Origin of the sequence: Polaromonas sp. CF318, from assembly GCF_000282655.1 — a bacterium.
GTDB lineage: Bacteria > Pseudomonadota > Gammaproteobacteria > Burkholderiales > Burkholderiaceae_C > Polaromonas.
This window is the reverse complement of sequence record NZ_AKIV01000021.1, coordinates 1-25369: the sequence shown is the minus strand read 5'-3', so window position 1 is coordinate 25369 and position 25369 is coordinate 1. Positions and strand designations below refer to the sequence as shown.

The following is a 25369-nucleotide window of genomic DNA, read 5'->3' as shown; positions in this document are numbered from 1 at the left end:
CATGGACGAAGGGCAGGCCATTTCCACGGTGGCCGGCAGGTTCCTGCGTGCGGCCAACCGCGCCTCTGCCGGCAAGCGCTGGGCCGACTGCGAACGCCTGGTGCACGAGGTGCTGGCGGCGCAGCCGGAGTCGGTGCAAGCCTGGCGGCTGGCCGGCGTCCACTTGGCCGCCAGCCTGGCCCGCCCGACCTGGATGCTGTCGCGTTTTGACGCCTGCTGGCGCTGGATGGCGCCGCGCGAGGACAGCCCGTGGTATCGCAGCTTGAAGATATTCAACCAGGAAACCCCGGGTGAGTGTCGCCGGTGGTCCGGGCGCTGGGTGTTCATTTGAGCGCGGCCGCCTGAAGGACGGATGTGGGGGAGGCGGGTAATGCCGTTCCGCGGCGGTTCGGCGATCTGGTGAGGATGCCCGGCAAGCGTTCTTGACGAGGACCTGCAAGCGCGCGGGGGAAACCTCCGTGCGCTTCAATTTGTGAATTTGGCACCACCATGAACACCACGCACGACTTGCCTGCTTCCCATGCCGCCCTGTTTCAATCGGCACTGGCCGCCCACCGGCGGGGCCGGCTGGACGAGGCCAAAACCGGCTACCTCCAGGTGTTGCAGGCCGACGGCGCCCAGGCGGACGCCTTGCACATGCTGGGTGTGGCGCACCTGCAGAAAGCGGAGCTTGCCGAGGCGGAAGCGCGGATTCGCCAGGCGCTTGCGCTGGAGGAAAGGGCAGCTTTTCTGGCCAACCTGGGCAATGTGCTGAAGCACCGCGGGCAGCCGGACGAAGCGGAAGCCGCTTTCCGGCGCGCGCTGGCGCTGGACCCCGAGGACGCGGCGGCCCACAACAACTTCGGGATTTTTTTAAAGGATAACCGGCGCCCGGACGAAGCCGAGGCGGCCTACCGCCGCGCGCTGGCGCTCAGGCCCGACTATGCGGAGGCGCTCAACAACCTGGGCAACCTGCTGAGGAAAAGCGGGCGCCTGGACGAGGCTGAGGCAGCCTACCGGCGTGCGCTGCAGCTCAGGCCCGACTATGCCGAGGCCCACAACAACCTGGGCATCCTGCTGAAAAGCAGCTGGCGCATGCGCGAAGCCGGCGCGTCGCAGGGCCGGGCGACGCCCTCCACGCCCGGCCATGCCAGGGCCCTGAACGACCTGGGCAACCGGCACCAGAAAAACCGGCGCTCCATCGAGGCGGAAGCGGCCTACCGCGAAGCGCTTGAGGCCTGGCCCGAGTATGCCGAAGCGCATAACAACCTGGGGGTGTTGCTCAAGAGTGAAGGGCGCTCGCCTGAAGCGGAGGCGGTTTACCGGCGCGCGCTGTCGCTGCGGCCCGACTACGCGGAAGCGCACAGCAACCTGGGCAACCTGCTGCAGCTGGCCCGGCGCCTGCCGGAGGCGGAGGCGGCCTACCGGCAGGCCCTGGCACTGAAGCCCGACTATGCCGAGGCCTGCAACAACCTGGGCCTGCTGCTACAGAGCAGTGGGCGTTTGCCGGAGGCGGAGGACGTCTTCCGGCGGGCCGTGGAACTGCGGCCTGCTTACCCCGACGCCCATCACAACCTGGGCAACCTGCTCAAAGACAGCGGGCGCCCCCTTGACGCGGAAGCGGCTTACCGGCGGGCGCTGGCGCTCAAGCCGGACTACGCCGAGGCGCACAACAACCTCGGCATCCTGCTCAAGCGCGACGGGCGCCTGGCCGAGGCGGAGGCGACCTACCGGCACGCGCTGGCCTTCCAGCCCGAGCGGGCCGAAATCCACAACAACCTGGGCATCATGCTCAAGACCAACCAGCGCCTGGCGGAGGCCGAGGCGGCGCACCGGCGCGCGCTGGAACTCAATCCCGGCTATGTCGAGGCCCGCCTCAGCCTGTGCCTGCTGCTGCTGAGCACGCAGCGCTACACCGAGGCCTGGCCGCTGTATGAGTCGCGTTATGCGCCGGAGCGCAAGACCGTCGCGGTTCCCTTTCCCTCGCTGCCCTGGCCGCAATGGCAGGGAGAATCGCTGGCGGGCAAGTCATTGCTGATCTGGCCCGAGCAGGGGTTCGGCGACTACATCCAGTTTGTGCGCTACGCCCCTCTGCTCAAGGCGCGCGGCGTCTCGCGCCTGACCCTGCTGTGCCGCGCGCCACTGGTTCCGCTGCTGGAAACCGTGGAAGGGGTGGACGCGGTGGTGACCGACGAGGACAGCCTGGCCGCGCATGACTGCTGGTGTTTTGTGATGAGCCTGCCGCTGCATTTTTCGGTGACGGCCGACACCATAGGCGAAGCGCCCCTGCCCTATGTGCGCGTATTGCCGGAGCGTGTGGCGCGCTGGCGTGAACGCCTGCCGGCGGCGGGGCGCAAGATCGGGCTGGTCTGGAAAGGCAGCCCGGGCCACGGCAATGACGGCAACCGCTCGCTTCCCGGGCTGGCCAGCCTGGCGCCGCTCTGGTCCGTGCCCGGCCTCAGCTTTGTCAGCTTGCAAAAAGGCCAGGGCGAGGAAGAGGCCGCGCAGCCGCCCGCGGGTCAGCCGCTGGCGGCCCTCGGCGGGTTGATGGAGGATTTCGCGGACACGGCCGCCATCGTGAGCCAGCTGGACCTGGTCATCTGCGTGGACACCGCCGTCGCCCACCTGGCCGGCGCGCTGGGTAAACCCTGCTGGGTGTTGTTGCCCGTGATAGACACGGATTGGCGTTGGGGGCTGGAAGGAAACGATTCGGCCTGGTATCCCAGCTTGCGCTTGTTCAGGCAGGCCGAAGGGGAGGAATGGCACCGCACGATTGACGAGGTGGCGGCCGCGCTGGGCGAGTGGTCGGCACGCCCACCCGCGAAGCGGCCGCCCCGCAAGGCGCGAGCTTTACGGCCTTCGACGAAAAAAATCAACCATCAAAAAAGAGACTAGGCATGGGCAAGGTCGACAGTGAAGACAGCTGGCTTCTTTTTGTGGCCGTGGTGGCGCTGGCGGCCTTTGTTGCCTGGAAATTTTCAGCCTATCTAGGCCTGGATATGACCGCCGGCGGCCCGGTGCTGGCACGCCTGGCCGTGCTGGTGGTGCTCACCGGGCTTTCATGGAAACTGAGGGATGACTTTGCCTGGCTGGGCCCGCGGGCGGTCTGGCCCCTGCTGCTGTCGCTGCTGTGGCTGTGCTGGTGGCCGGCCCTGGACTTCTGGGCCGTCAAAGACCTGCCATCCGCCCCGCTTCACGAGGAGACGCTGCCCTGGTGGGCCGCCTGGTATACCAAGTGGGGTGTTCTGCTGGGCATTGCCGCCCTCGGCTACCTGGGTAAAAAAAAGTTTGGCCGCAACTGAGGCCTCCCAGGGCGAGGGCGCGGCCGGCCGCGACGGCCGGCATGGGCCTATCGTTTGAGAAACATCTCGTCAAACCGTTTTTTGTGCAGGGCACGCTGCTCCCGCTGCCAGCGCAGGCGGAATTTCTCGGCCTGGATCTCGAACTCGGCGGCCCGCAGGCGGTGGGACCTGGCGAGGCTGTCCAGCTTGATGTAGCAGGCTTGCCAGTAAACGGCTCTCTGGGCCTTGCACTTGCGGCGCCATTTCATCAGCCGCCAGCCGATGACGGCGATAACGACATACAGCGCAAGAGGCAGATAAATTGACATTGCATGGCTTGCATTGACGGCTTCCATGTCATTCACCCTGTTGTGGTTTCCCCGGCACCGTCATGGCCGGCGGCGGGAGTTGGCTTTCGCTTGGCTTGTGTATCGAAGCGGGTCGCGGCGATGCACATGGGGTCCGCATGGTTTGGGACGCTGCAAGAGGCCCATGCGCCACGGGTTTTGCCCTCAATGTCGCGCGCATGGCCTTGGCTTGCTGTAACTTGAATGATCTCGCAATGTCGCCAGAAAGACATTGCTTTGGCCATGCTTTTTTTGCATTGCTTGTTTTATTGCTTGCATGCCCCGTTGGCGGCGGCCTGGACATACCCGCGTCACAAAACCCGGTGAAGCTGTTTTTCTCCTCCTATTGGAGGATTGATCAGGCCCATCCGGCTGCGCACAATGCCTGCTGGCCTGAGCCTCAACACACGGAGGAATTCCATGGACATCCTGAGCAGCCAGAACAGCTACGCCAGCCTTTCCGTGCGCGACCTGCTGGACGCGCGCAACCAGTTCCACGTGCACATGCTCAACAAGCGCAATGTCGTGGGCACGGCGGTGGGTTTGTACCTGATACGGCGCAGCGACCCCTGGCCGGACGCGAAAAACCCGGTCAAAAAATCCACAGGCAAAAAAAAGGTGGAGCGCACTTTCGCCAACTCCGAGGTGCGACCCTATTCCTGGCCCTGCATGCTGGTCATGGTGGATGAGTGGGTGGAGGAAAAAGCTTTCGCCAGCAGCAAGCTGCACCCGCAGGACATGGTGCCCAGGATTCTTTATTTGCCCGACGGCCGCGTGGTGCCGGTCTGCGTGGTCAAGGTGGAGCCGCAGGCCCCGGCCCGCAAGCCGCTGCCCTCATGGATCTGGCCGGAGGCGGCCATAGGCGGCGGCTTTCCGCTGCTGATCCGCAACCAGGGTCTGGTGCGCAGCGCCAGCGCCGGCTGCCTGGTCAGCGACGGCCACACAATGTATGCGCTGACCAACCGCCATGTCTGCGGCGAGCCCGGCGAGCCCGTCCATGCGCGTCTGCGCGGCGAGGAGGTCGAGGTCGGCCATGCCTCCGAGCGCCAGCTCACGCGTTTGCCCTTTACCGAGGTCTATCCGTCTTTTGCGGGCAAGCAGACCTATCTGAACCTGGACGTCGGCCTGGTCGAGGTCGACGACGCCCGGGACTGGACCAGCAGTGTCTATGGCATAGGCGAGATAGGCGCACTGGCGGACCTTAACGAGCAGAACCTGGGCTTGCAACTGATAGACCACCCGGTCTCCGCTTTCGGCGCGGCCTCGGGCCACCTGGAGGGACGCATCAAGGCGCTGTTTTACCGCTACAAATCGGTGGGCGGTTATGACTACGTGGCCGATTTGCTGATCGCGCCGCAAGACCCGGCCCACCAGACCCAGCCTGGCGACTCCGGCACGGTCTGGCACCTCAAGGCGGAAGAAGAGAAAGACAGCAAAGGTGTGCCGGGCAAGGTTTCCTACCGCCCGCTCGCGGTGGAATGGGGCGCGCAGACTTTCAGTGTCGACGGCGGGGCCTACAACTTCGCGCTGGCGACCAACCTCAGCAATGTCTGCAAGCTGCTGGACGTGGAGCTGGTGTCGGCCCACAACACGGCGGCCCAGCCCTACTGGGGCGCGACCGGCCACTACAGCATAGGCAATGTCGCAGTCGAGCAGGTCAAGGACAAAAAACTCGCCAAGCTGCTGGCGGCCAATGCGCTGCGCATCAGCTTTGATCGCGCCGACATCGCACCCGGCAAGATCAACGAGGCGCTCAAGGACACGACGGGTTTTATCGCCCTGGCCGACGTGCCCGACGTGATCTGGAAAAAGCAGCCCGGCAAGGTCAAGGGCGGGCGCGACACCGGCTTTAACAGCGGGCCGGAACACCCCACCCACTATGCCGACATCGACGTGCCCGGCCCCGGCGACGGGCCCAGCTTGCGCGAGCTGTGCATGCAGGATACGGACAGGGTGACGGTGGAATACTGGCAGGGCTTTTACGACAGCGTGGGCTCCACGGCCTCCAAGTCGCGCGGCTGCCTGCCTTTTCGCGTCTGGCAGTTCTACGACGCCATGGTCGCTTATGTCGAGAAGAAGGACTACGCCAGCTATGTGGCCGCGGCGGGGCTGCTGGCGCACTATGTGGGCGACGCCTGCCAGCCGCTGCACGGCTCTTTCCTGGCCGACGGCTACCAGGACCAGGCCACCGAAGGCGTCACCAGCACCGGCAAGCCCAAAAAAGACTGGCCCGCCAAGGGCGTGCATTCGGTCTACGAAACCAAGATGATTGACGCCAAGGCCGCCGAACTGTTCGAGGCCATCGACAAAGTGCTGGCCAAGCCGGCCGCCGCGCTGGCCAAGATCGACGAAGGGCAAAAGGCTGCGGTCGCCACCGTCAAGCTCATGGATGACGTCGCCCGGTTGATCCCGCCTTCAGAGATCTGCGACGCCTACGTCGAACTCGGCGAGGGCGCCTCGCGCGCGGTGGTAGACGGCCTGTGGGAGCAGTTCGGCGCCAATACCGCCAAGGTCATGGCCCTGGGCATACGCAACCTGGCCCACATCTGGGAAAGCGCCTGGATCGCCGGCGGCGGCGCAAGTGCCAAGAGTGCGGACATGGTGGAATTCTCTGAAGCCGAGATCCGCAAGCGCTATGTCAACCCCAAGTTCGTCCCATCGCTGGACCTGGACCAGCTTGCCGCGGTACTCTAATTCATGGAAGGCTGTTTCAGGCTGCGGAGAGCCGCGGCTCCTGCGTCAGGCTGTAGCAGGTGAACACGCGGTTCAGCGCCGGCAGGGGCGCGACTTCCATCTCGCCGGCGGCGGGTTCCATGATGACCATGGCCACCGAGGCCGAGAGGTTGTCGTGGCTGCCCAGGCGCGGCGGGCGGCAGACGGAATAGGGCAGGCCGAAGTCGTCAAAAAAGGCGTTCTTCAAATCCTGGCGGCTCAGCTTGTCCTTGGCATTGAGCAGCTTGCGCACGCGCCAGTCGCGGTAGTGGCTGTCCGGCGACTGGGAAATGCCCAGGTCCACCAGCTTGCTGAGCGCGACCGGGCTCATCCAGTGGTTGGCGTGCACGATGAGGTTGTCTGCGCCAGGGTAAATCGGGAAAGACTCATTGGTCGTGCATTCGAAGTCGATGCCGAAGCCCTGCGCCATGCCCAGCATGAGGTTGTTGGAGCAGGACTTGGGCGTGGCCGCCACGGCCTTCATGGCCAGCGAAAAAATCTCCTGCTCCAGCACCTTGCGGCGTATCAGCGACAGCGGCACGCCCAGCTGCTTGAAGTCGCGGTCCGACTCCAGGTAGTTGGCGGTGATGGATACGCCCGCGCTGTTGAAGCCGCTGCGGGCCAGCCCGCCGGCCTCGACAAAGGTCAGGAAGTCGGGGCCGTGGTCGTTGCGCACGCGCAGCACGACGGCGGTTTCGACGCATTCGGCGCGCCAGTCCCAGTTCTGCCCGTGCAGGAGGTTGCCGTTGGCCGAACGCTCGGGCAGTATCAGCGCGCCTGTGCAGCCGTCGCCGGGCTCCTTGTCTGCCTGCTGGACTTTCTCTGCGCGCGCCTTGGCCAGCACCTCGGTGCGGGCATTGATCATCACGATGTCCTGGAAGTCCACGCCCGCGCCTTCGGCGATACCGCGCATCTCGTCGATGTAGTGCGGCGCGAAATCGCCGATTTCCTTGGCGAAGAAGTCAATCAGGCGCGCGCGCGCCTGCTCGCTGTAGCCCAGGTTAACCAGGGTCTGGCCGTAGAGGCGCGCGCTGCCGCGCACCCGGCCGGCGGCCTGGCGACCGTACTGCAGGCCGCGTTCGCGCGGGCTGCCGGAAACCGAGATAAAGGGAAATTGTTCAATGTTTGCCATGTGCTGCGCTACCCGTAAAGCGTGTCGGAAGAAGTGCCTGGAGGCGATAGTGGCCGCCGCGAGGCGTGCCTGTCCGTGCCTTGCGCGCGGTGCGCATCAAGGCGAGTGAAAGAGGATGCTGAAAATTACTTGCCGGCCAGCTTGGTGTTCCAGAGCAGCGGCTTGCCTTCCCACACCGTGAAGCCGGACACGCGCTTGCGCACGGCCCAGGAGTCGGTCACGTTGTAGAGGATGACCAGCGGTGTCTTGGCGATCATCATGGCGTGCAGCTGGTCGAACAAAGCCTGGCGCTTTTTCGGGTCGGCTTCGGCAAAGCTCTGGTCGATCAGCTTTTGCGCGGCCGGGTCGTCCCAGACCTTGCGCGGTTGCTTGGCCTTGTTGCCCGAGAACTGCTCATAGCTCAGGGCCGGGTCCAGGCGCGAGGAATAAGTGAAAGAGCTCAGCTGGTAGTTGCCGCTGTTGTAGCGGTCCAGCTGGGTTGCCCATTCGAGTACCTCGATCTGCGCGTTGATGCCCACGGCCTGCATCATGGCCTGGCTCATCACCGCGACCGAGAAGCTGGGCACATGGGCGCGCTTGTTGGCCTGGATCACGATGGGCTGGCCCTTGTAGCCGGCTTCCTTCAGCAGTTGTTTGGCCTTGGCCGGGTCATAGCGGTAGCCTTTTTTCTGCGCCGCGCTGTAGAAGGCCGAAGTTCCCTGGATGGCCGAGTTGTTGACCTTGGCCAGCCCTTCGGACGAGGCCGCGACCAGCTGGTTCATGTCCAGCGACAGGGCGATGGCCTGGCGTATGCGTTCGTCTTTGAGCAGCGGGTCGTTGGTCTGCATCAGCAGCGTGTTCTTGCCCGCGTCGACGGCGCCGATCACCGTGAGGTTTTTGTTGGCCTTGAGTTCCTGCACGTCGGAGGAGGTGATCTGGCCGGCGTCGATGGCGCCGGACTGCAGGCCGGCCTTGGAGGTCGACATGTCGGGAACGGTCAGGAACTTGACCTGCTCGACCAGCGGTTTCTTCAGCCCCAGGTAGCCGTCGGGTTTGCTGCCGGGCGGCGACTGGTAGTCGGCGAAGGCGCTCAGGGTCACGTATTCGCCGCGCTTCCATTCCTCGAATTTGAAGGGGCCCGTGCCTATGGGCTTGTCCCAGCTGCCGTCTTCCTTGACGGATTTTTTGTGCAGGATGGCCGTCATGCCGCAGTCGGTGCGCGCCAGGTTGTCGAGGAAGACGGCGGAGGGTTTGTCCAGCTGCATGACCACGGTCTGCGCGTCGGGTGCCGTGACGGAGGTCACTTTGACACCGGAGCGGCCGTCGAACTCGCTGAGGCAGCGCCAGTCGGTTTTCGGGTCCATGTAGCGTTTCCAGCTCCACAGCACGTCGGCCGAGGTCATGGGCTCGCCATTGTGGAACTTCACGTTGGTGCGCAGCTTGAAGATGTAGGTCAGGCCGTCGGGGCTGGTGACAATGGAGCGCGCCAGCAGCGGGCCTATGGTGCCGTTCTCGTGGTGGGCGACCAGGCCTTCGACGATGTTGAGCACCACGCCGTCGGTGGTGTTGTCGCGGTTCACGCCCGGGTTGGTCGAGCGTATGTCGGCCGGCTGCGCGACCACGATCTGCGCGGGTGCCTGGGCCTGGGCCGCGGCGCAGGCCGTCAGCACGGCAGCGCCCAGAAAATTCAATCGCAGGGAAAGCATGGGAAGCTCCTTAAGAATCGGAAATCGGACGAAAAACAGTGATCAGGCGGGTTGCAGGGCGCCCGCCGGCGCATCGGGTTCATCAAAACGCCACCTGAGCTGCATGCCGCCCTGGCCGGTGGGCGTCAGCGCGGGAATCGCCGAGAGCAGCTTGCGTGTGTAAGCGTGTTGCGGATGATCGAAGACCTCGTCGCGGCTGCCTTGTTCGATGATGCGGCCGGCCTGCATCACGACCACGCGGTCGGCCACCTGCTCCACCACGCCCAGGTCGTGGCTGATAAACAGGCAGGCAAAGCCGTGGCGCTCCTGCAGCTCGGCCAGCAGTGCCAGCACCTGGGCGCGCACCGTGACGTCCAGGGCCGATACCGGCTCGTCGGCGATCACAAAGGCCGGCTCGCGTATCAGCGCGCGGGCAATCGCCACGCGCTGGCGCTGGCCGCCCGAGAGTTCATGTGCGTAGCGCTGTGCGTGCTGCGGCTGCAAGCCGACTTCATCGAGCATCTTTGCCACGCGTGTCTGCTTCTCGGCTGAAGACAGGCCGGGCACCAGCCGCAGGCCTTCGCCTACCAGCTGGCCTATGTTCATGCGCGGGTTCAGCGAGGAATACGGGTCCTGGAACACCATCTGGCAATTGAGCCGGTAGTCCAGCCAGCCCGCGTCGCTGCGGGTGATGGCACGGCCGCGGAAGCGAATGTCGCCCTCGGTGGGCTTAAGCAGGCCGGCAATCGCGCGGCCCAACGTGGTCTTGCCTGAGCCCGAGCCGCCCACCACCGCGACAATCTCGCGCGGGCGCACCACCAGGTCTATGCCGTGCAGCACGCGCTTGGCCGTGGTTTTGGCGAACAACTTGCGCTTGCCGGGATAGTCGAAGACGAGCTTGCGCACTTCGATGACGGGCTGGTCGTCGGCAATCGCGCGTGCGGCCTGCCGGCGCGGGATGGCTTCGAGCAGCTTGCGGGTGTAGTCCTGCTTGGGGCCGGCCAGCAGGGCGGCGGTGTCGCCGGCTTCGACGACCTCGCCCTGCTGCATGACGATCATGCGCTGGGTGTAGCGCGCGACCATGGGCAGGTCGTGGCTGATCAGCAGCACGGCGGTGTTGTGTTCGCGCGTGAGCCCGACCATCAGTTCCAGCACGTCGCGCTGCACCAGCGCGTCCAGGGCCGTGGTCGGCTCGTCGGCGATCAGCAGCGCGGGCTCCAGCAGCATGACCGAGGCCAGCATCATGCGCTGGCGCATGCCGCCAGAAAATTCATGCGGCCAGGCGGCCAGCGCGGCCTGCGGGTCGCTGATGCCGACGCGCGCGAGCATGGCCAGCGCTTTGTCGCGGCGCGCGGCCGGCGAAAGCTCGGGCCTATGCAGGGCCAGGCCCTCGTCGAGCTGGCGGCCGATTGTCATCGAGGGGTTCAGCGAGGTCATGGGTTCCTGGAACACCATGCCTATGCGCGCGCCGCGCAGCTTGCGCAGCCGTGCGTCGCCCACGGCCGCCATGTCCTCGCCTTCAAACAAAATGCGGCCGGCGCTGCGTACCAGCGGCTGCGGCGTGAGGCCCATGATGGCGCGCGCCGCCTGGGTCTTGCCGCTGCCCGATTCGCCGACGATGCCGACGATCTCGCCGGGTGCGACGGTAAACGACACGTTGCGCACGATTTCACGGCCGCCTTTGCCTATGGAAAGGCTTAAGGCCGAGACATCCACCAGTTGCGTCATTCGATGCCCCTCATGCGCGGGTCCAGCAGGTCGCGCACTGCATCGCCCAGGAAGTTGATGCCCAGCAGCGTGAGCGCGATGCACAGGCCCGGGAAGATGGAAAGGTAGGTCGCCTGCGCCATGAAAGGCCGGGCCGCGGCCAGCATATTGCCCCAGGTGGGCGCCGGCGGCGGCACGCCCAGGCCCAGGAAGGACAGCGCGCTTTCCGCGAGGATGACCCAGCCGAACATCGAGGTCGCCAGCACCGTGAGCGGTGCCACGCAGTTGGGCAGCACGTGGCGGAACATGGTGTAAAGCTCTGAATTGCCGAGCACGCGCGAGGATTCGATGAACTCCTTTTCGCGCAGCGACATCACCGTGCCGCGCACAATGCGCGTGACGGAGGGCGTGTAGGCCAGGCCCAGCGCCAGGATGATGCCGTATTTGTTGGCGCCGAAGACCGCCAGTAGCGCCAGCGCCAGCAGCAGGCCGGGGAAGGCCAGCAGGGCGTTGATGAAGGCCATGATGACGCGGTCGGTCCAGCCGCGCACAAAGCCGGTCAAAACGCCGATGGCCGTGCCCATGGTGATGGAAAAGAGTACCGTGAGGAAACTGATCCACATGCTGTTGGAGGCGCCCGCCATCAGGCGCGAGAGCTCGTCGCGGCCGAACTCGTCGGTGCCCAGCCAATAGGTGGCGCTGGGCGGCTTCAGGCGCGCCATGAAGTTGATCTTCAGCGGCTCATGCGGCGTCCAGAAGAAGGCCAGGACGGCCGCCGCGAGGATCAGCCCGATGATGAGCAAACCGATCAGGGCCTGCGGAGTGAGAAATTTTTTCATTCCGCGAGCACCCTGGGGTCGAAGATCGGATAGCAGAGGTCAATCACCAGGTTGGTGACCACATAGATCACGGCCACCAGCAGCAGGCAGCCCTGGATCACCGGGTAGTCGCGCGCGAAGATGGCATCGACCAGCAGGCGGCCCAGGCCGGGAATCGTGAACACGGTCTCGACCACGGCCACGCCGCCCAGCAGGTTGCCCAGCACCAGGCCTATCAAGGTCCAGGTCGGGCCGAAGGAGTTGCGAAATGCGTGGTGCACCAGCACGGCGCGCTCGGACAGGCCCTTGGCGCGCGCATGGGTGATGTAGTCCAGCCGCAGCACTTCCAGCGTGCTGGCCCTGGCCATGCGTATCAGCACGCCGATCTCATGAAGGAACAGCGTGAGTATCGGCATCAGGAGATAAAGCAGGCCGGACTTCCAGTCGTTCATGACCGAGACATAACCGACCACCGGCAGCCATTCGAGCTTGAGGCCGAAAAACAGCAGCAGCAACAGGCCCAGCCAGAAAGTCGGGATGGACACCAGCAGGGTGGCCGCGCCGACCAGCATCAGGTCGGGCAGGCGGTTTTGCTTCCAGGCGGCGATCATGCCGGCGGGCACCGCAACCACCGCGGCGAAGAACACGGCGACCAGCACGATTTGCGCGCTGACCGCAAAGCGGCTCAGCACCAGCTGCAGCACGGGCTCGCCGGTGGTGATGGACACGCCCAGGTCGCCGCCCAGCACATGGCGGCCCCAGATGCCGAACTGCACCGGCCAGCTTTTGTCCAGGCCGAGCTGGGCCCGCAGGTCGGCCAGACGCACCGGGTCGGCCAGGTCGCCCAGCAGCAGCTGGGCCGGGTCGCCGGGAATCAGCCGTATCAGCACAAAGACCGCGACCGCCACGATCAGCAGGGTCGGTATCGCCATCACCAGGCGGGCCAGCGCGAAACGTAGCATGGGGGTCTGGCTTTCAGGGCTGGGATGTGGAGGGCATCAGGGCGCCCGGCTGATTGCCTGGCGACGCTGGTCTATGCGCAGGTCGCCCAGCACGGCGGCGAGGAAGTCCTGCACCGTGCCGACGCAGGCCAGGCCGTCGTGCGGCACGTTGTCGACCAGGTCCAGGGTGACATTCACGCCGGCCTGTACAAAGGACTTGCGCAGGGTCTCCAGCCGTTCGGGCCGCGTGCTCCCCGCGTCGTTGGCGCCGGCCATGTAGAACTTGCCGCCTTCGCGGTGGGTGATCTCCCAGGTTTCCATGTCGGCCTTGCCGACCACCATGTGCACCGGCAGCTCCTTGAGGGCGGCCAGGTTCAGGGGCTTGCCGAAGCGTTTTTCGAAATCGCGCACGCCCACCCACCAGTCCTGCTGGGGGTCTATCAGCGTGACCGAGCCCGGCGCGCCTATGGACAGCGCCCAGAGGCGCTCGGGGTGCAGCAGGCCGAAGCGGTTGACGAACTGGCCGCCGCCGGAGTACCCGAAGAGCGCGAACTTGGAAAAATCGCAGCCGAACTTGACCGCCACCTCGTCGACCATGCTCAGCAGGATCTGGTCGTAGCGGATGTCGGCTTCGCGCAGGTGCTTGAAGCCGTCGCGGTTGCCGTCGCCCTGCGGGCCGGCCGGGAACAGCGGGCACAGCACGATGCAGTCGTTCCATTTGGCGAAGGCGGCGAAGGCGTCGCGGTATTCGGTGAAGGCGCGGCCCGTGCCGTGCACCACCACCACCAGCTGCATGGGCTGCTTGGCCTCGTGCAGGTGCGGCGGCGCATAGGTGCAATAGGAAAAGCGCGGGTCGGTGCGCGACGCAAAAATCGTGCTGTGGCCCAGGTCGTAAATGGCCGCCGCGCGTTTGTCGCCGAAAGACGGGCTTGGCGCCGTTGCGGCATTCGCTGAGAGCACTTCAGACATACATCACCACCACAAAAAAGATTCGAAAGCGGCCTGTTTGATGCCGCGCTGCAAGTGTTGGTGGGAGAGACACCGGTCCGTCACACAACCCTGTTAAGGCGGATTGTTCTCCATCCGGTTTAAAAAATATATCTATATTATGTTGTTAGATGATAAAGTTATTCTTTTGTATTGAGGCCGATCCCGCGTGAGCACCATCCGCTTCCTGAGGACTTTTCTCGTCGTGGCGCAAGGCGGCTCTTTCGCCGCGGCGTCCGACCGCGTCGCGCTGACGCAGGCGGCCGTGGGGCTGCAGATGCGCGCGCTGGAGACCGAACTCAAGACCGTGCTCTTCGAGCGCTCCGGGCGCGGCGTGGTGCTGTCGGTCTCCGGCCGCGCGCTGATTCCCCACGCCGAAAAAATCGTCGGCTACTACGACCAGATGCGGGAAGGCCTGGACGATGAGGGCGAGATCGCCGGCACGGTGACGATGGGCTCCATTTTTTCGGCGATGGGGCTGCTCTCGCACACCTTGGTCAGGATGAAGCCGCTGTACCCGCGCCTCAATGTGCGGCTGGTGATGCAGGAGTCGAGCAGCCTGGCGCGCAGTGTCAAAAGCGGCGATCTCGATGCGGCGGTGTTTGTTGAAGACCCGGAGCAGGAACTCAAGGGCATGCTTTGGACACCGCTCTACACCGAGCCGCTCACGGTCGTCGCGAATGTCCAGATCGCGCCGCCGGGCAGCGACTTCAGGAACCTGCTGCGCGAGCAGCCCTTCCTGCGCTTCGACAGGCGCACGCCCAGCGGCATACGCATAGAGCAGACCTTGCGCAAGCTGGGCGTGGTCCCACATGATTTCCTGGAGCTCAGTTCGATGTCGGCCATCATCGAACTGGTGCGCCAGAACGTCGGCATCACCATCGTGCCGCACGCCAAAAATGCCGACTGGGCCAACGATGCGCTGCTGCGTGTGCTGCCGCTGCCGGGCCGGCCCCCGACGCGGCTGATCGGCATGCTTGAGCAGGGCAAGCGCGAGCACATCACCTCGGTGATACGCCAGCACCTGGTGCAGCTGCTGGCCGAAAAAAGCGCGGCGCCGGCCGCGCGCTGAGCCAAGGCGCACTGAACTTTTTGGCGCCGCCCCCGTCACACATCCTTTTAACGGAGGATTCCCATGGCGTTTGCCGGCAACAACAACCAACTCACTTCACGCGCGCTGTCCGTCCTGCGCATCGTCTCGGCCTACCTGCTGATCCAGCACGGCTCGGCCAAGCTGCTGGGCTTTCCCCATGTGGCCTACTTTGACAACCTTCAATTGATGTCCATGCTGGGCGCGGCCGGCATTCTGGAACTCTTTGGCGGCGCGTTGCTGTTGCTGGGCCTGTTCACGCGGCCCGTGGCTTTTGTGTTGTCCGGATTGCTGGCATTTGCCTATTTCATCGGCCATGCCTCCAAGGGCTTTGTGCTGTCGCCCATGCTGAACGGCGGCGAGTCGGCTGTGTTGTTCTGCTTTGTCTTCCTGTTCCTGGCCGCGGCGGGCGGTGGCGCCTGGGGACTTGACGCCTTGCGGGCTTCGCGCAAATAAGCCTAGGCCACTGCCTCCGGCCCGAAATGCAGGCCGTCGAGCTTGTCGGGGTTGCGCATGATGTAGATGTTGGTAGCCTTGCCTTCTTCGTTGTAGGCGAAGGTGATGGCCGCGGCGATCTCGCCGTTGTTCGCGCGCAGCAGGATGGCGTGGCCGCCATTGATCTCGCAGGGCAGCCATTCGTAGGCGGCCCAGTAGCGCGCCAGCTGGGTGCTGATGAGGGTGAGTACGCTGCCCTTGCCTTGAAAAACGCCTTCGATGGAACTGACCTTGCCGCCGCTGTCGGCGCAGACGGCGATGTCGTCCGACAGCAGGCTGGCGAGCGCCTCGGTGCTGCCCGCGGTGATGGCTTCGCGAAAAGCACTGAGCAGGCCGTCCTGCACCTGGGGCGGTGTCACGTGCCGCACCTTGCCCTGGGCGATGTTGACGCTGGCGCGCGACACCAGCTTGCGGCAGGCGGCCTCTTCCATGTCCAGCATCTCGGCGATCTGCGGGTAGGGCGTGTCAAAAATCTCATAGAGCAGGTAGGCGGCGCGCTCCTTGGGCGTGAGCCGCTCCAGCAGCAGCAAAAAAGCCATGCTCAGGGATGAAGCCAGCAGCGCATGCGTTTCCGGCGTTTCGTCGGTGCTGGTCTGGATCGGTTCGGGCAGCCAGGTGCCGACATAGTCGACCCGGCTGCGCTGGGCATCGCGCAGCATGTCTATGCAATGCCGTGTGCAGAGGGTGGTGAGCCAGGCGGCCGGCGTCGCGATGCTGGCGTGGTCGGCCGCCAGCCATTTGATGAAGACGTCCTGGACGGCGTCTTCGGCATCGGCCCGCGAACCGAGGATGCGGTAGGCGAGGCCGAATAGATGCCTGCGCCTTTCTTCAAACACGGCGGTGGGGTCGATGCTTGTCATGGTGCGTGAACCTTAGCTTGCCTTAGTGAGCCGAGACCTGCATGCGGTTCCAGAGGTTGATCATGCCTATGGTAGCGGTCAGCGCGCCGATTTCCTTGTCGGAGAACGATTGGCGCAGGCGGCCGCGCAGGCTGGCGTAATCGGTCTTGTGGTCGAGCTCGGTCAGCGCTTCGGTCCAGGCCAGCGCGGCTTTTTCGGCTTCGCTGAAGTCGTTCACATGGGCCCAGACGACGAGGCGGTCCAGCCTATCCTGGGTTTCGCCGTCTTCACGGGCTTCGCGCAGGTGCATCTTCACGCAGAAGGCGCAGCCGTTGATTTGCGAGGCGCGCAGGTGGATCAGGTGGTGCAGTTTTTTGTCCAGGCCCTGGCTGCCTATGGTTTCACTGGCCTTGAGCAGGGCGGGGTAAACCTCGGGAATGGCGAGGTCGATACGGACGGGGGCGGTGTTGGCGGTGGTGGTGGCAGTCACGGTGGTTTCCTTTCAAAAAAGTCTAAAAGTTGGGTGTCACACCGTATTGACGATCCTGCCCCGTCGTTTGTGACGCCTGGCCCCAAAAAATCCCCTTCAATGAAAAATCGCCTGAACCCCGGGGGATTCAGGCGACGGCGGCGGGGACGGCGCCCTGGAATCAGCGGTCGGTTGCCAGCAGGGCGTTCATCGCCGAATAGTCGAGCTTGGGGCCCAGCAGCGGCGACAGGTCTTGTTTGAGCAAGGCCTCGACGCTGGTTTTGGCATGTTCATAAGCCACCTGGAAGGGGGCCGGGCCCGCGCTGAGGCGCCGCACGCCGGCCGCCCGCAGCGCGGCAATCGCCGGCAGGCCGGGCATGGCCATCACATTCAGCGGCATGCTGACGGCCGCGCTGATCTCCTGCACCTCGGGCAGGGCCGTGAGGCCCGGCACAAAAGCGCCGTCGGCGCCGGCTGCCTGGTAGAGCTTGAGACGCTCAACACTGGCCTGGGCCGGGCTGCCTTCGACCTTGAGCCGGCGCAGGTAGACGTCGGTGCGCGCGTTGATGAACAGCGGCTTGCCTTTGAGCGCGGCGCGTATGGCGCCTATCTTGCCCGCCAGCAGCGCGGGGGCCTCGCTGCCGTCTTCGATGTTGATGCCCACGGCGCCTTTGCCCGCAAGTTCGGCGGCCAGCCGGCCCACTTCAGCCGGGTCGGCGCTATAGCCGTCTTCCATGTCCACCGTGAGCGGTACTTTCAGGACACGCGCGATGTTGCCGACGGCGTGCAGCAATTCCTCGGACGGCAGCGCGCCGCCGTCGGCATAACCGCAGGCCCAGGCCAGCGAGGCGCTGCTGGTCGCGACGGCGCCGGCGCCGGATGCCTCAAAAATCTTCGCGCTGGCGGCATCCCAGGCATTGGGCAACAGCAGCAGGTTGCCGGCCTGGTGGAGTTTCAGGAATTGCTGGTGGTGAAGGGCTTGCATGAGTGTCTCCGCTGGATAAAAAGGAAAGCACCAGCTTAGCAAGGCGCGGCGTCGGTGCCGGCCATTTCCTGCCCTATATACCAAGCACTTTGGGAAAGCCGCTCAGCCCCTGCGGAATTCCAGCTCAAAACGGGCCAGGCCCGCGTAGTCGAATTTCAGGGGCTGGCCGGCCGGCACCGTGAGCACGCCGGCATAGGAACCGGTGATGACGACCTGGCCGGCCTTCAGGCCCAGGCCGCGCTCGCACAAAAAATTCGCCAGCCAGTAGAGCGGCGCGCGCGGGTCGCCGTTGGGGTGCCGGGCCTGGGCGGTTTGCCGGGGCTCATCGCCGGCCTGCCAGTGCAGCTCAAAGGCCGCGGCCTCGGGCGCGGCCAGTTCGGGCCCCAGCCACACACCGTTGTTGACCAGGCCGTCGGCCAGCATCTCGGGAAAAGGAAGGCCTGCCGGATCGGCATAGCGGCTTGCGCAGATCTCGAGTGCCGCATGTACGCTGCCTACGGCCGCGTCGATGTCTGCCTCGGTGTAGGGCTGCTCGCGCGCGGGCAAATCCTTCGCCAGCACAAAGGCCAGCTCGGGCTCGACCTTCACGCTGCCCAGGTCCCTGTCCGCCGGAAACGCCACGCTGCACACGGTGGCACGGCTGATGGCGGGCTGGTAAATCGGTGCGACCACGAGTTTGCCGGGGCTGGGTGGCGAGGCCTTCCAGCCGCCCACCGCCTGGCCCAGGCTGCGGGTGACGGCAAGCTGCACCTGCCAGGCGTCCTCGAGTTCCAGCGGGCGGCAGTTTTCGGGCAGGCGAGGGCCGGGCTTGCCGCTGTTGCGCCGGGCGGTCAGTTCCGTGGCGGCTTGCGTGATTTGTTCGGGAGTGAGGGGCATGGTGATGGGAGGAGGGAGTTGGGAGGCGGTCGGCCTGAGCCGCAGGCATTTCAGTGTAGCGGCGGCGCCACTCCGCCCTTTCCCTGCAGTCCCTGTAGTATTGGCGGCTTCGGCCCGGTTTTTGGGCACACTTCTTCTCATTACCACCATGAAAAACTCCCTGAGCCTTGCTTCCGTCCTGCCTGTTGATGCCGCTGATGCCCTGCTGGTCGGGCGCGTATGGGTGGAGGGCACGGGGCCGGTGCTCGTGCTGGCTACACCCGACAGCGTGTTCGACCTGTCCAGCGTGGCGCCGACGGCCAGCCAGTTGCTGGAACTGCCTGATGTGGCCAAGGCCGTACGTGCTGCCGCGCCTTCGCTGCCGCGCCTGGCGGGCACGGCCGAGGTGCTGGCCAATTCCGCGGCCGATGCGCGCAAGCCCGCGCTGCCCTGGCTGCTGGCACCCTGCGACCTGCAGGCGCTCAAGGCGGCGGGCGTGACCTTTGTGGCCTCCATGCTGGAGCGTGTGATCGAGGAGCAGGCGCGCGGCGACGCCAGCAAGGCCGAGGCGGTGCGCAAGGCCGTGGTCGGCGTGATCGGCGACAACCTCAGCAGCATCAAGCCCGGCTCGCCCGAGGCGGACAAACTCAAGGAAGTGCTGATCGCCCAGGGCGTGTGGTCGCAGTACCTGGAAGTGGGCATAGGCCCCGACGCCGAAATCTTCACCAAGAGCCAGCCGCTGAGTGCGGTGGGCACCGGCGCCGAAGTGGGCATACACCCGCACAGCCACTGGAACAACCCCGAGCCCGAGATCGTGCTGGCCGTCAATTCGCGCGGCGAGACGGTGGGCGCGGCGCTGGGCAACGACGTCAATCTGCGCGACTTCGAAGGCCGCAGCGCATTGCTGCTGGGCAAGGCCAAGGACAACAACGCCTCCTGCGCCATAGGCCCTTTCATCCGCCTGTTCGACGACAAATTCAACATCAGCCACGTGCGCCGCAGCGACCTGAACATGACGGTCACCGGCACCGAGGGTTTTGAGATGAAGGGCGGCAGCTCGCTCAGCAAGATCAGCCGCGACCCGTTGGACCTGGTGGCCCAGGCCATAGGCGCCAACCACCAGTACCCTGACGGCTTCATGCTCTTTTTGGGCACCATGTTCGCACCCACGCAGGACCGCCACGGCCCCGGCCAGGGCTTTACCCACGTGGTGGGCGACGTGGTGACGGTGGCCACGCCGCAGCTGGGCAGCCTGGTTAACCGCGTGACCACCTCCGACAAGGCCGCGCCCTGGACCTTCGGCATCTCGGCGCTGATGCAAAGCCTGGCGAAGCGAAAGCTGCTGTAAGCACAGGAAGGAGGCGATCGGCATGCATACATCCGCACTCGTTTTATTCTCAGGCGGGCAGGATTCCACCACCTGCCTGGCCCTGGCGCTGTCCAAATACGAACGCGTGGAGACCGTGGCCTTTGACTACGGCCAGCGCCACAAGGTGGAGCTGGAGGCGCGCCTCAATGTGCTGCGCGAAATCAAGGCGCAGTTTCCGCAATGGGCCCACAAGCTCGGCGAAGACCATTTGCTGGACCTGGCGGTGCTGGGCCAGGTCAGCGACACCTCGCTGACCCGCGACGTGGCCTTCAAGATGGAAAGCTCGGGCCTGCCCAATACCTTTGTGCCGGGGCGCAACCTGCTCTTCCTCACGCTGGCGGCGGCGCTGGCCTACCGGCGCGACCTGCAGGTGCTGGTCACCGGCGTCTGCGAAACCGATTTTTCGGGCTACCCGGATTGCCGCGACGACACCATGAAAGCCATGCAGCTGGCGCTCTCGCTGGGCATGGACAAACGCTTCCTGATCGAAACCCCGCTGATGTGGATAGACAAGGCCGACACCTGGCGGCTGGCGCACGAGGTCGGCGAGAAGTCGGGTGAGCCGCAGGGCGGAGAAGCGCTGGTGAACCTGATCATCGAGCACACCCACACCTGCTACCTGGGCGACCGTGTGCACCGGCATGCCTGGGGTTATGGTTGCGGGACTTGCCCGGCCTGCGAGTTGCGCGCGCGTGGCTTTGAGCGTTACGCAGCAGTAGGCTGAGCTGCAGTCTTGCTCCTTCCCCCTCTGGGGGAAGGAGTAACGCCCGCCTAAGTCCGCACAAGGCTTTCCACGACACAGCGTGATACCACCGGCGGCTCCTCGCCGATATGAAACGCCAGCTTGCGCTCCCGCAGCACCACGTCGCTCGCGGTGACACGGTCGAAGCGGCGCAGGTGTTCGGTCCATGATTCGTCGACGATCTGCTCGACAAAGCGGCCGGGCTTGTTCACGTCGCGCAGCAGTTCCCATTCGAGCGCGCCCTGGCGCAAACGGCTGCGCCGGCTTTCCTGCATCAGCGCGCGGAAGTCGTCGGCGCGCGCCGGGTCTATCAGGTATTCAATCGTCACCACCACATTGCCCACGCCGGGCGGCTCTTCGGCCACGGGTGCCTTGAACTGGCGCGAGGGCGTCATGTCCTCCTCGATGCTGAGGTCGGACACCAGGCGCTGCGCCACCAGCATCACCACCGTGCCGCTGGCGGCGGCAACCAGCAGGCCGGTGGAGACGCTGCTCAGGGTAGACACATGGCCCCACAACGCGGCGCCCGCGGCGCTGGCACCCATGATGGCCATCTGGTACATGGACATGCCGCGGGCGCGCACCCAGTCGGGCAGGGCCAGCTGGGCCGATACGCTGAGCGAATTCGCGCAAGTGATCCAGGCCATGCCGTTGAGCACCATGGCCGGCACCGCCACCCAGGCATTGGGCGCAAACGCCATGACCGCCATGGAGACTGACTGCAGCATCGTGGAACGCATCACCAGCACGTCGCGCGGCATCATCTGGCGCAGCCGCGGCAGGTTGAGCGCGGCCACGATGGCACCCGCGCCCATGGAGGCCAGCAGCAGGGTGAAGGTGCCGGCGTCGCCGCCGTGCAGGCCGCGCGCCACCAACGGCAGCAGCGCCAGCAGGGCGGTGGAGTGGAAAAAGAAGATGGCGATGCGCAGCAGCACCGAGCGCAGGCGCGCCGACTGGCCGACGAACTGCAGGCCCACGCGCATGGCGCTGACCAGGCGCTCGCGCCCCAGCGGGCTGGGCGCATGGTCGCGCCGCCAGCGCATGATGACAAAGCCGGAGATCACCGACAGCACGGCGTTGAGCACAAAAACGTATTCGGTGCCGGCACCGGCGATCAGCGCGCCGGCCACCAGCGGGCCGACGATGCGCGAGGCGTTCATGGACACGCCGTTGAGCGCCAGCGCGGCGGGCAGCTGTACGCGCGGCACGAGTTCGGGCACGATGGCGGCGAATACCGGCCAGCGCATCGCCAGGCCCACGCCGTTGGCAAACGTCAGGGCCAGCAGCAGCGGCGGCGTCATCACGCCCGAGATCACGGTGATGGACAGCAGCGTGGCCACCACGGCCACCCAGAACTGCGTCATGATGAAGTAGCGCCGCCTGTCCAGGATGTCGGCCAGCGCGCCGCTGGGCAGGCCCAGCAGGAACACCGGCAAGGTGGAGGCCGACTGCACCAGCGCCACCCAGATCGGTGAGGTGGTCATGGAGGTCATCATCCAGGCGGCCGCCACGTCGTTCATCCACATGCAGATGTTGGCGACCAGCCAGGTGCTCCACAGCATGCGGAACACCGGGCGCTTGATGGGCGCCCAGGCGGAGAGGTCGGCGGGCTCCGGCGCGGGAGGTCTGGACATTTCTTCAGGCATGCGCGGCGCTTCCTCCGGGGATCTGACTGGCCGTCAGGCTGTACAGGGCGGCTGAGCCGGGCGGCTGCTTTTGCAGCGTCCATTGTTTGTCGTGAAAGGCCGCAACGTTGGGCCGGTGGGCAATGGAGATGATGGCGCCGCCCGACGATTTCACGAGCGTGAGCAAACGCTCGTACAGCGTCTTTTCGGCGGTTTCGTCGAGTGCGCTGGTGGCTTCATCGGCGAAGATCCACTTGGGCTTTTTCAGCAGCACGCGCGCGATCGCCAGGCGCTGCTGCTCACCGCCCGAAAGCTTCTGGCTCCAGGTGTCTTCCTGGTCAAGCCTTGTCGCCAGGTCGGGCAGCAGGGCCTCCTCCAGCGCCTGCCTGAGGGCGTCATCGCTGTAGGCTGTGGCGGGTTCCGGATAAGCCAGTGCATCGCGCAGCGAGCCATTGGGGAAATAGGGGCGTTGCGGAATGAACATCGCATTGCCGGGTTTGGCGATGCTGCCGCTGGCAAAAGGCCAGATGCCGGCGAAGGCGCGGAACAGAGTGGATTTGCCGCTGCCTGACGGGCCTTTCAGAAGGATGTGGTCGCCGGTGTGGGCTTTCAACGAGGCCTGCGCCAGCAGCACTGCGCCTGTGGGCAGCGCCAATTTGAGGCCTGTGGACTCAAGCTCGGTTGATGCAGTGGTGACAAGCGCTTCATTGTCTTGGGTCTGCGCGATCATGCTGTCCTCAAAACTGGTCAGGCGGTCGGTGGTGGCGCGCCAGCTGGCGAGCGTGTCGTAGTTGTCGACAAACCAGCTGAGGGAATCCTGCACTTTGCCGAAGGCCGAGGAAATTTGGATCAGCTGGCCCAGCTGGATGGCACCGCTGAAGAAGCGGGGCGCCGCGACCAGGAAAGGAAAGATCAAGGCGGCCTGGCCGAAGAAGCTCTGGAACCAGATGAGTTTCTTGTTGGCGCGTATCAGGTTCAGGTAGTTTGCAAGGACTGTCGTGAAGCGCCCGTCGAGTTGGCCGCGCTCCACGGCCTCACCATGGTCCAGCGCAATGGATTCGCTGTACTCGCGCACCCGCACTAGATGGTGGCGGAGGTTGGCCTCATAGCGCTGCTGCATGAAGTTGAGTTTGATCAGCGGCCTGCCGATGTAGTGCGCCAGCACGCTACCGACCAGGCAATAGGCGACCGCGGCCCAGACCATGTAACCCGGGATGACGTAGCTGCTGCCACCCAGGGTGAAGCCAAGCGGACCCGACAAGGTCCAGAGGATGCCGACAAAACTGACCAGCGTCACGACCGCGTTGAGCACGCCCATGCTCAATGAGATCGTGGACGTGGTGAAAGAGTGCACGTCTTCCTGGATGCGCTGGTCCGGGTTGTCGGGGCTGGCGTTGATGTCGGTGGCCGCGGAATAACGTGCCAGTTCCATCTTGTAGAAGGCATGGTGCGACAGCCAGCGTTGCAGGTAGTCGCGGGTCATCCAGGCGCGCCAGCGCATCTGGAGCAACTGGGTCAGGTAGAACTTGTAGACGGCGATGATGATCGCCCCAAAGGCGAGGTAGCTGAACCGGCCCATCTGCTGCCAGAAGACGGTCTGGTCGCGTTTTTCAAGCGCGTCGTAAAACACGCGGTACCAGTCATTGAACTGCACCGCCATGTAAACCGTTCCCAGGTTGAGCAGCACGATGGCAAGCAGCAGGCCGCGCGCCTTCCATTTTTCTTCCGACCGGAAGTAGGGCGCTGAAAGCGCCCAGACCCTCGCGCAGAATTGTCTGAAAGCGCTGAACTTGGCGAGCAGGCCGGAAGGGGGCGTCTGGTTCATGGCGGGCGTTCTTTGTTGTTCGAAGTTCAGGAAAGCTGGTTGGATACGCCGCTGGCCACATGGCCCGAGGGCACGTGCTGGGCGGCGGAATGGACGTGGCCGGTCTGGTCGTCAAAAAAGAAGTCGGGCTCGAATTCGCGCAGGAACTCGCCCTTGGCCAGGCCGCCCAGGAACATGGCCTCATCAACCTCGATGTTCCAGTCCATCAGCGTGCGTATGGCGCGCTCGTGCGCCGGGGCGCTGCGTGCGGTGACCAGCGCCGTGCGTATGCGCATGTGCGAGGTGCCGACCTGCTGCAACCGGTGCAGGGCTTCAAGCAGGGGCTTGAAGGGGCCGGCCAGCAGCGGCTGCGAGGCTTTGTCGCGCTCGTGCTGCTGGAAGGCGGACAGGCCCTGGGCCTGAAACACACGCTCGGCCTCGTCCGAGAACAGCACCGCGTCGCCGTCAAAGGCGATGCGCACTTCGTTGGGATGGGCATCGCTGGCGCGTACCGAATGCGGGTAGACCTGCGCGGCCGGCACGCCCGCGGCCAGCGCGTCGCGCACGTCGCTCAGGTGGGCCGACAAAAACAGGTTGGCGTGCAGCGGCTTGAGGTAGCGCCAGGGCGCTTCGCCGCGGTTGAAGGTGCCGCGCTCTATCTTGAGGCCGTAGTGTTGGGCCGAGCGGAACACGCGCATGCCCGAGACCGGGTCGTTGCGCGAGAGGATCACGACTTCCACACGCTGCGCGGGCGCCGCGGGGCTGGCGGCCTCGCCGGCGCTTTCGGGCGCGTCGTTGAAGGCCAGCAGCTTTTTGACCAGCGAGAAGGCCACGCCGGGCTTGGCCGGCACGTCCAGGCGTTCGAGCTGCAGCTTCATATAGGCCGCGTCTTTTTTGACGCCGGGCGGCGGCGCGGCCGTCATGCCGCTTTCAAAGACCTGGTTTTCTTCCTCAAAATCAAACAGCGCGCGCGACGAGATCGCCACCACGAGCTGACCATCCAGGGTTGCTGCCATTTTTTGTGCCTTGTCTGGGTTTCAGGAGTGGGTGTTTAGTTCGAGTGTGCACCATTGTCCGTACGCCGGCGCACCTGGAGGCCACTCGTCGGCCCTGGCGATCTGACGCACGCCGCGTGCGATCAGTTCCACGGCGCGTACGACACCGGCGTGCGTGATCCACAGCGTGTCGGAACGGCCTTGCAGTTCATCAAAGGCCGCGGCGACGCGCGCCATCACCTGGCTTGTGCTTTCGCCGCTGCCGCCCACGGCGTAGTCGGCAAAGCCGTCTGTCCAGGACTGCAGTTCGGCCGGGGCGATGTCTTGCCAGGCGCGGCCTTCCCAGGCGCCGAAGTCGATTTCCTGCAGCCGGGGGTCGCTGGCGCAGGCCAGGTCGGGCCGCAATTCGTGCAGGGCTTGCGCCAGTTGTGCGCATCGTTGCAGCGGGGAATGGCTGACGCGGGTGCCGGGGGGAAGCAGCCTGGCCAGTGCCTGCGCGCATTCGGTGGTGGCGGCTGCGTCGGCCGCCACGT

Annotated in this window: 23 protein-coding genes; 8 read left to right on the top strand and 15 right to left on the bottom strand. The window is 65.3% G+C overall.

Going from position 1 to position 25369, the window contains the following annotated elements:
• Position 1: 1 nt before the first annotated feature.
• From PMI15_RS03265 to PMI15_RS03255, 3 genes are all read left to right on the top strand, one after another.
• A complete protein-coding gene (locus PMI15_RS03265; protein WP_007863622.1) occupies positions 2 to 331 on the top strand; it encodes a hypothetical protein in 330 nt (109 codons plus the stop codon).
• A gap of 158 nt (positions 332 to 489) precedes the next feature.
• Positions 490 to 2874 (top strand): tetratricopeptide repeat protein, encoded by a 2385-nt coding sequence (locus PMI15_RS03260; protein WP_007863621.1) that lies wholly within the window; start codon positions 490 to 492, stop codon positions 2872 to 2874.
• A gap of 2 nt (positions 2875 to 2876) precedes the next feature.
• Positions 2877 to 3281: a hypothetical protein gene (locus tag PMI15_RS03255; protein WP_007863618.1), complete on the top strand. Its 405-nt coding sequence runs from the start codon at positions 2877 to 2879 to the stop codon at positions 3279 to 3281.
• A 47-nt stretch (positions 3282 to 3328) separates the two neighbouring features.
• Here the strand turns inward: PMI15_RS03255 and PMI15_RS03250 are convergent, their stop codons facing one another.
• Positions 3329 to 3616 (bottom strand): hypothetical protein, encoded by a 288-nt coding sequence (locus tag PMI15_RS03250; RefSeq protein WP_007863616.1) that lies wholly within the window; start codon positions 3614 to 3616, stop codon positions 3329 to 3331.
• Between the two features lie 411 nt (positions 3617 to 4027).
• On the opposite strand from PMI15_RS03250, the gene PMI15_RS03245 reads away from it, so the two are divergent.
• Complete coding sequence (locus tag PMI15_RS03245; RefSeq protein WP_007863615.1) at positions 4028 to 6301, top strand: hypothetical protein; 2274 nt, start codon at positions 4028 to 4030, stop codon at positions 6299 to 6301.
• Between the two features lie 16 nt (positions 6302 to 6317).
• On the opposite strand, the gene PMI15_RS03240 is transcribed toward PMI15_RS03245, so the two are convergent.
• From PMI15_RS03240 to PMI15_RS03215, 6 genes are all read right to left on the bottom strand, one after another.
• The gene (locus PMI15_RS03240; protein WP_007863613.1) at positions 6318 to 7451 is read right to left on the bottom strand and encodes a C45 family peptidase; all 1134 of its coding nucleotides are present in this window, start codon (positions 7449 to 7451) and stop codon (positions 6318 to 6320) included.
• A gap of 125 nt (positions 7452 to 7576) precedes the next feature.
• The gene (locus PMI15_RS03235; RefSeq protein WP_007863611.1) at positions 7577 to 9136 is read right to left on the bottom strand and encodes an ABC transporter substrate-binding protein; all 1560 of its coding nucleotides are present in this window, start codon (positions 9134 to 9136) and stop codon (positions 7577 to 7579) included.
• 42 nt (positions 9137 to 9178) lie between these two features.
• Positions 9179 to 10843: an ABC transporter ATP-binding protein gene (locus PMI15_RS03230; RefSeq protein WP_007863608.1), complete on the bottom strand. Its 1665-nt coding sequence runs from the start codon at positions 10841 to 10843 to the stop codon at positions 9179 to 9181.
• Positions 10840 to 11661 carry an ABC transporter permease gene (locus PMI15_RS03225; protein WP_007863605.1) on the bottom strand — a complete coding sequence of 274 codons (822 nt, stop codon included), beginning with the start codon at positions 11659 to 11661 and terminating at the stop codon, positions 10840 to 10842. The genes PMI15_RS03230 and PMI15_RS03225 overlap by 4 nt, the downstream gene beginning before the upstream one ends.
• Positions 11658 to 12602, bottom strand: coding sequence for an ABC transporter permease (locus PMI15_RS03220; RefSeq protein WP_007863602.1), 945 nt, complete (start codon positions 12600 to 12602; stop codon positions 11658 to 11660). Before PMI15_RS03220 ends, PMI15_RS03225 begins: the two co-directional genes overlap by 4 nt.
• 36 nt (positions 12603 to 12638) lie before the next feature.
• Positions 12639 to 13550 carry a hypothetical protein gene (locus PMI15_RS03215; RefSeq protein WP_007863601.1) on the bottom strand — a complete coding sequence of 304 codons (912 nt, stop codon included), beginning with the start codon at positions 13548 to 13550 and terminating at the stop codon, positions 12639 to 12641.
• A gap of 187 nt (positions 13551 to 13737) precedes the next feature.
• On the opposite strand from PMI15_RS03215, the gene PMI15_RS03210 reads away from it, so the two are divergent.
• Both PMI15_RS03210 and PMI15_RS03205 read left to right on the top strand, forming a co-directional pair.
• Positions 13738 to 14640, top strand: a complete 903-nt coding sequence (locus PMI15_RS03210) for a LysR substrate-binding domain-containing protein (RefSeq protein WP_007863599.1) — start codon at positions 13738 to 13740, stop codon at positions 14638 to 14640.
• Positions 14641 to 14703: 63 nt separating this feature from the next.
• The gene (locus PMI15_RS03205) at positions 14704 to 15114 is read left to right on the top strand and encodes a DoxX family protein (RefSeq protein WP_007863597.1); all 411 of its coding nucleotides are present in this window, start codon (positions 14704 to 14706) and stop codon (positions 15112 to 15114) included.
• Positions 15115 to 15116: 2 nt separating this feature from the next.
• On the opposite strand, the gene PMI15_RS03200 is transcribed toward PMI15_RS03205, so the two are convergent.
• The 4 genes from PMI15_RS03200 to PMI15_RS03185 form a co-directional block, all read right to left on the bottom strand.
• Complete coding sequence (locus tag PMI15_RS03200; RefSeq protein WP_007863596.1) at positions 15117 to 16013, bottom strand: sigma-70 family RNA polymerase sigma factor; 897 nt, start codon at positions 16011 to 16013, stop codon at positions 15117 to 15119.
• Positions 16014 to 16035: 22 nt separating this feature from the next.
• On the bottom strand, positions 16036 to 16482 hold the full coding sequence (locus PMI15_RS03195; protein WP_007863593.1) for a carboxymuconolactone decarboxylase family protein: 447 nt from the start codon (positions 16480 to 16482) through the stop codon (positions 16036 to 16038).
• Between the two features lie 160 nt (positions 16483 to 16642).
• On the bottom strand, positions 16643 to 17446 hold the full coding sequence (locus PMI15_RS03190; RefSeq protein ID WP_007863591.1) for an isocitrate lyase/phosphoenolpyruvate mutase family protein: 804 nt from the start codon (positions 17444 to 17446) through the stop codon (positions 16643 to 16645).
• A gap of 102 nt (positions 17447 to 17548) precedes the next feature.
• Entirely contained in the window at positions 17549 to 18322 is a 774-nt protein-coding gene (locus PMI15_RS03185) for a 2-keto-4-pentenoate hydratase (protein ID WP_007863587.1), read from the bottom strand.
• Positions 18323 to 18470: 148 nt separating this feature from the next.
• Between PMI15_RS03185 and PMI15_RS03180 the strand changes: the two genes are divergently transcribed.
• Positions 18471 to 19649, top strand: coding sequence for a fumarylacetoacetate hydrolase family protein (locus tag PMI15_RS03180; RefSeq protein ID WP_007863585.1), 1179 nt, complete (start codon positions 18471 to 18473; stop codon positions 19647 to 19649).
• Positions 19650 to 19671: 22 nt separating this feature from the next.
• Positions 19672 to 20394 carry a 7-cyano-7-deazaguanine synthase QueC gene (gene queC / locus PMI15_RS03175; protein WP_007863583.1) on the top strand — a complete coding sequence of 241 codons (723 nt, stop codon included), beginning with the start codon at positions 19672 to 19674 and terminating at the stop codon, positions 20392 to 20394.
• A 47-nt stretch (positions 20395 to 20441) separates the two neighbouring features.
• Here the strand turns inward: queC and PMI15_RS03170 are convergent, their stop codons facing one another.
• The 4 genes from PMI15_RS03170 to PMI15_RS03155 form a co-directional block, all read right to left on the bottom strand.
• Complete coding sequence (locus tag PMI15_RS03170; RefSeq protein WP_007863581.1) at positions 20442 to 22058, bottom strand: MFS transporter; 1617 nt, start codon at positions 22056 to 22058, stop codon at positions 20442 to 20444.
• Complete coding sequence (locus PMI15_RS03165; protein WP_007863579.1) at positions 22051 to 23862, bottom strand: ABC transporter ATP-binding protein/permease; 1812 nt, start codon at positions 23860 to 23862, stop codon at positions 22051 to 22053. The genes PMI15_RS03170 and PMI15_RS03165 overlap by 8 nt, the downstream gene beginning before the upstream one ends.
• Before the next feature lie 26 nt (positions 23863 to 23888).
• On the bottom strand, positions 23889 to 24857 hold the full coding sequence (locus tag PMI15_RS03160; RefSeq protein WP_007863576.1) for a 5'-nucleotidase: 969 nt from the start codon (positions 24855 to 24857) through the stop codon (positions 23889 to 23891).
• Positions 24858 to 24878: 21 nt separating this feature from the next.
• Positions 24879 to 25369 (bottom strand): histidine phosphatase family protein (locus tag PMI15_RS03155; protein ID WP_036837314.1); only part of this gene is annotated, 491 nt, incomplete at its 5' end.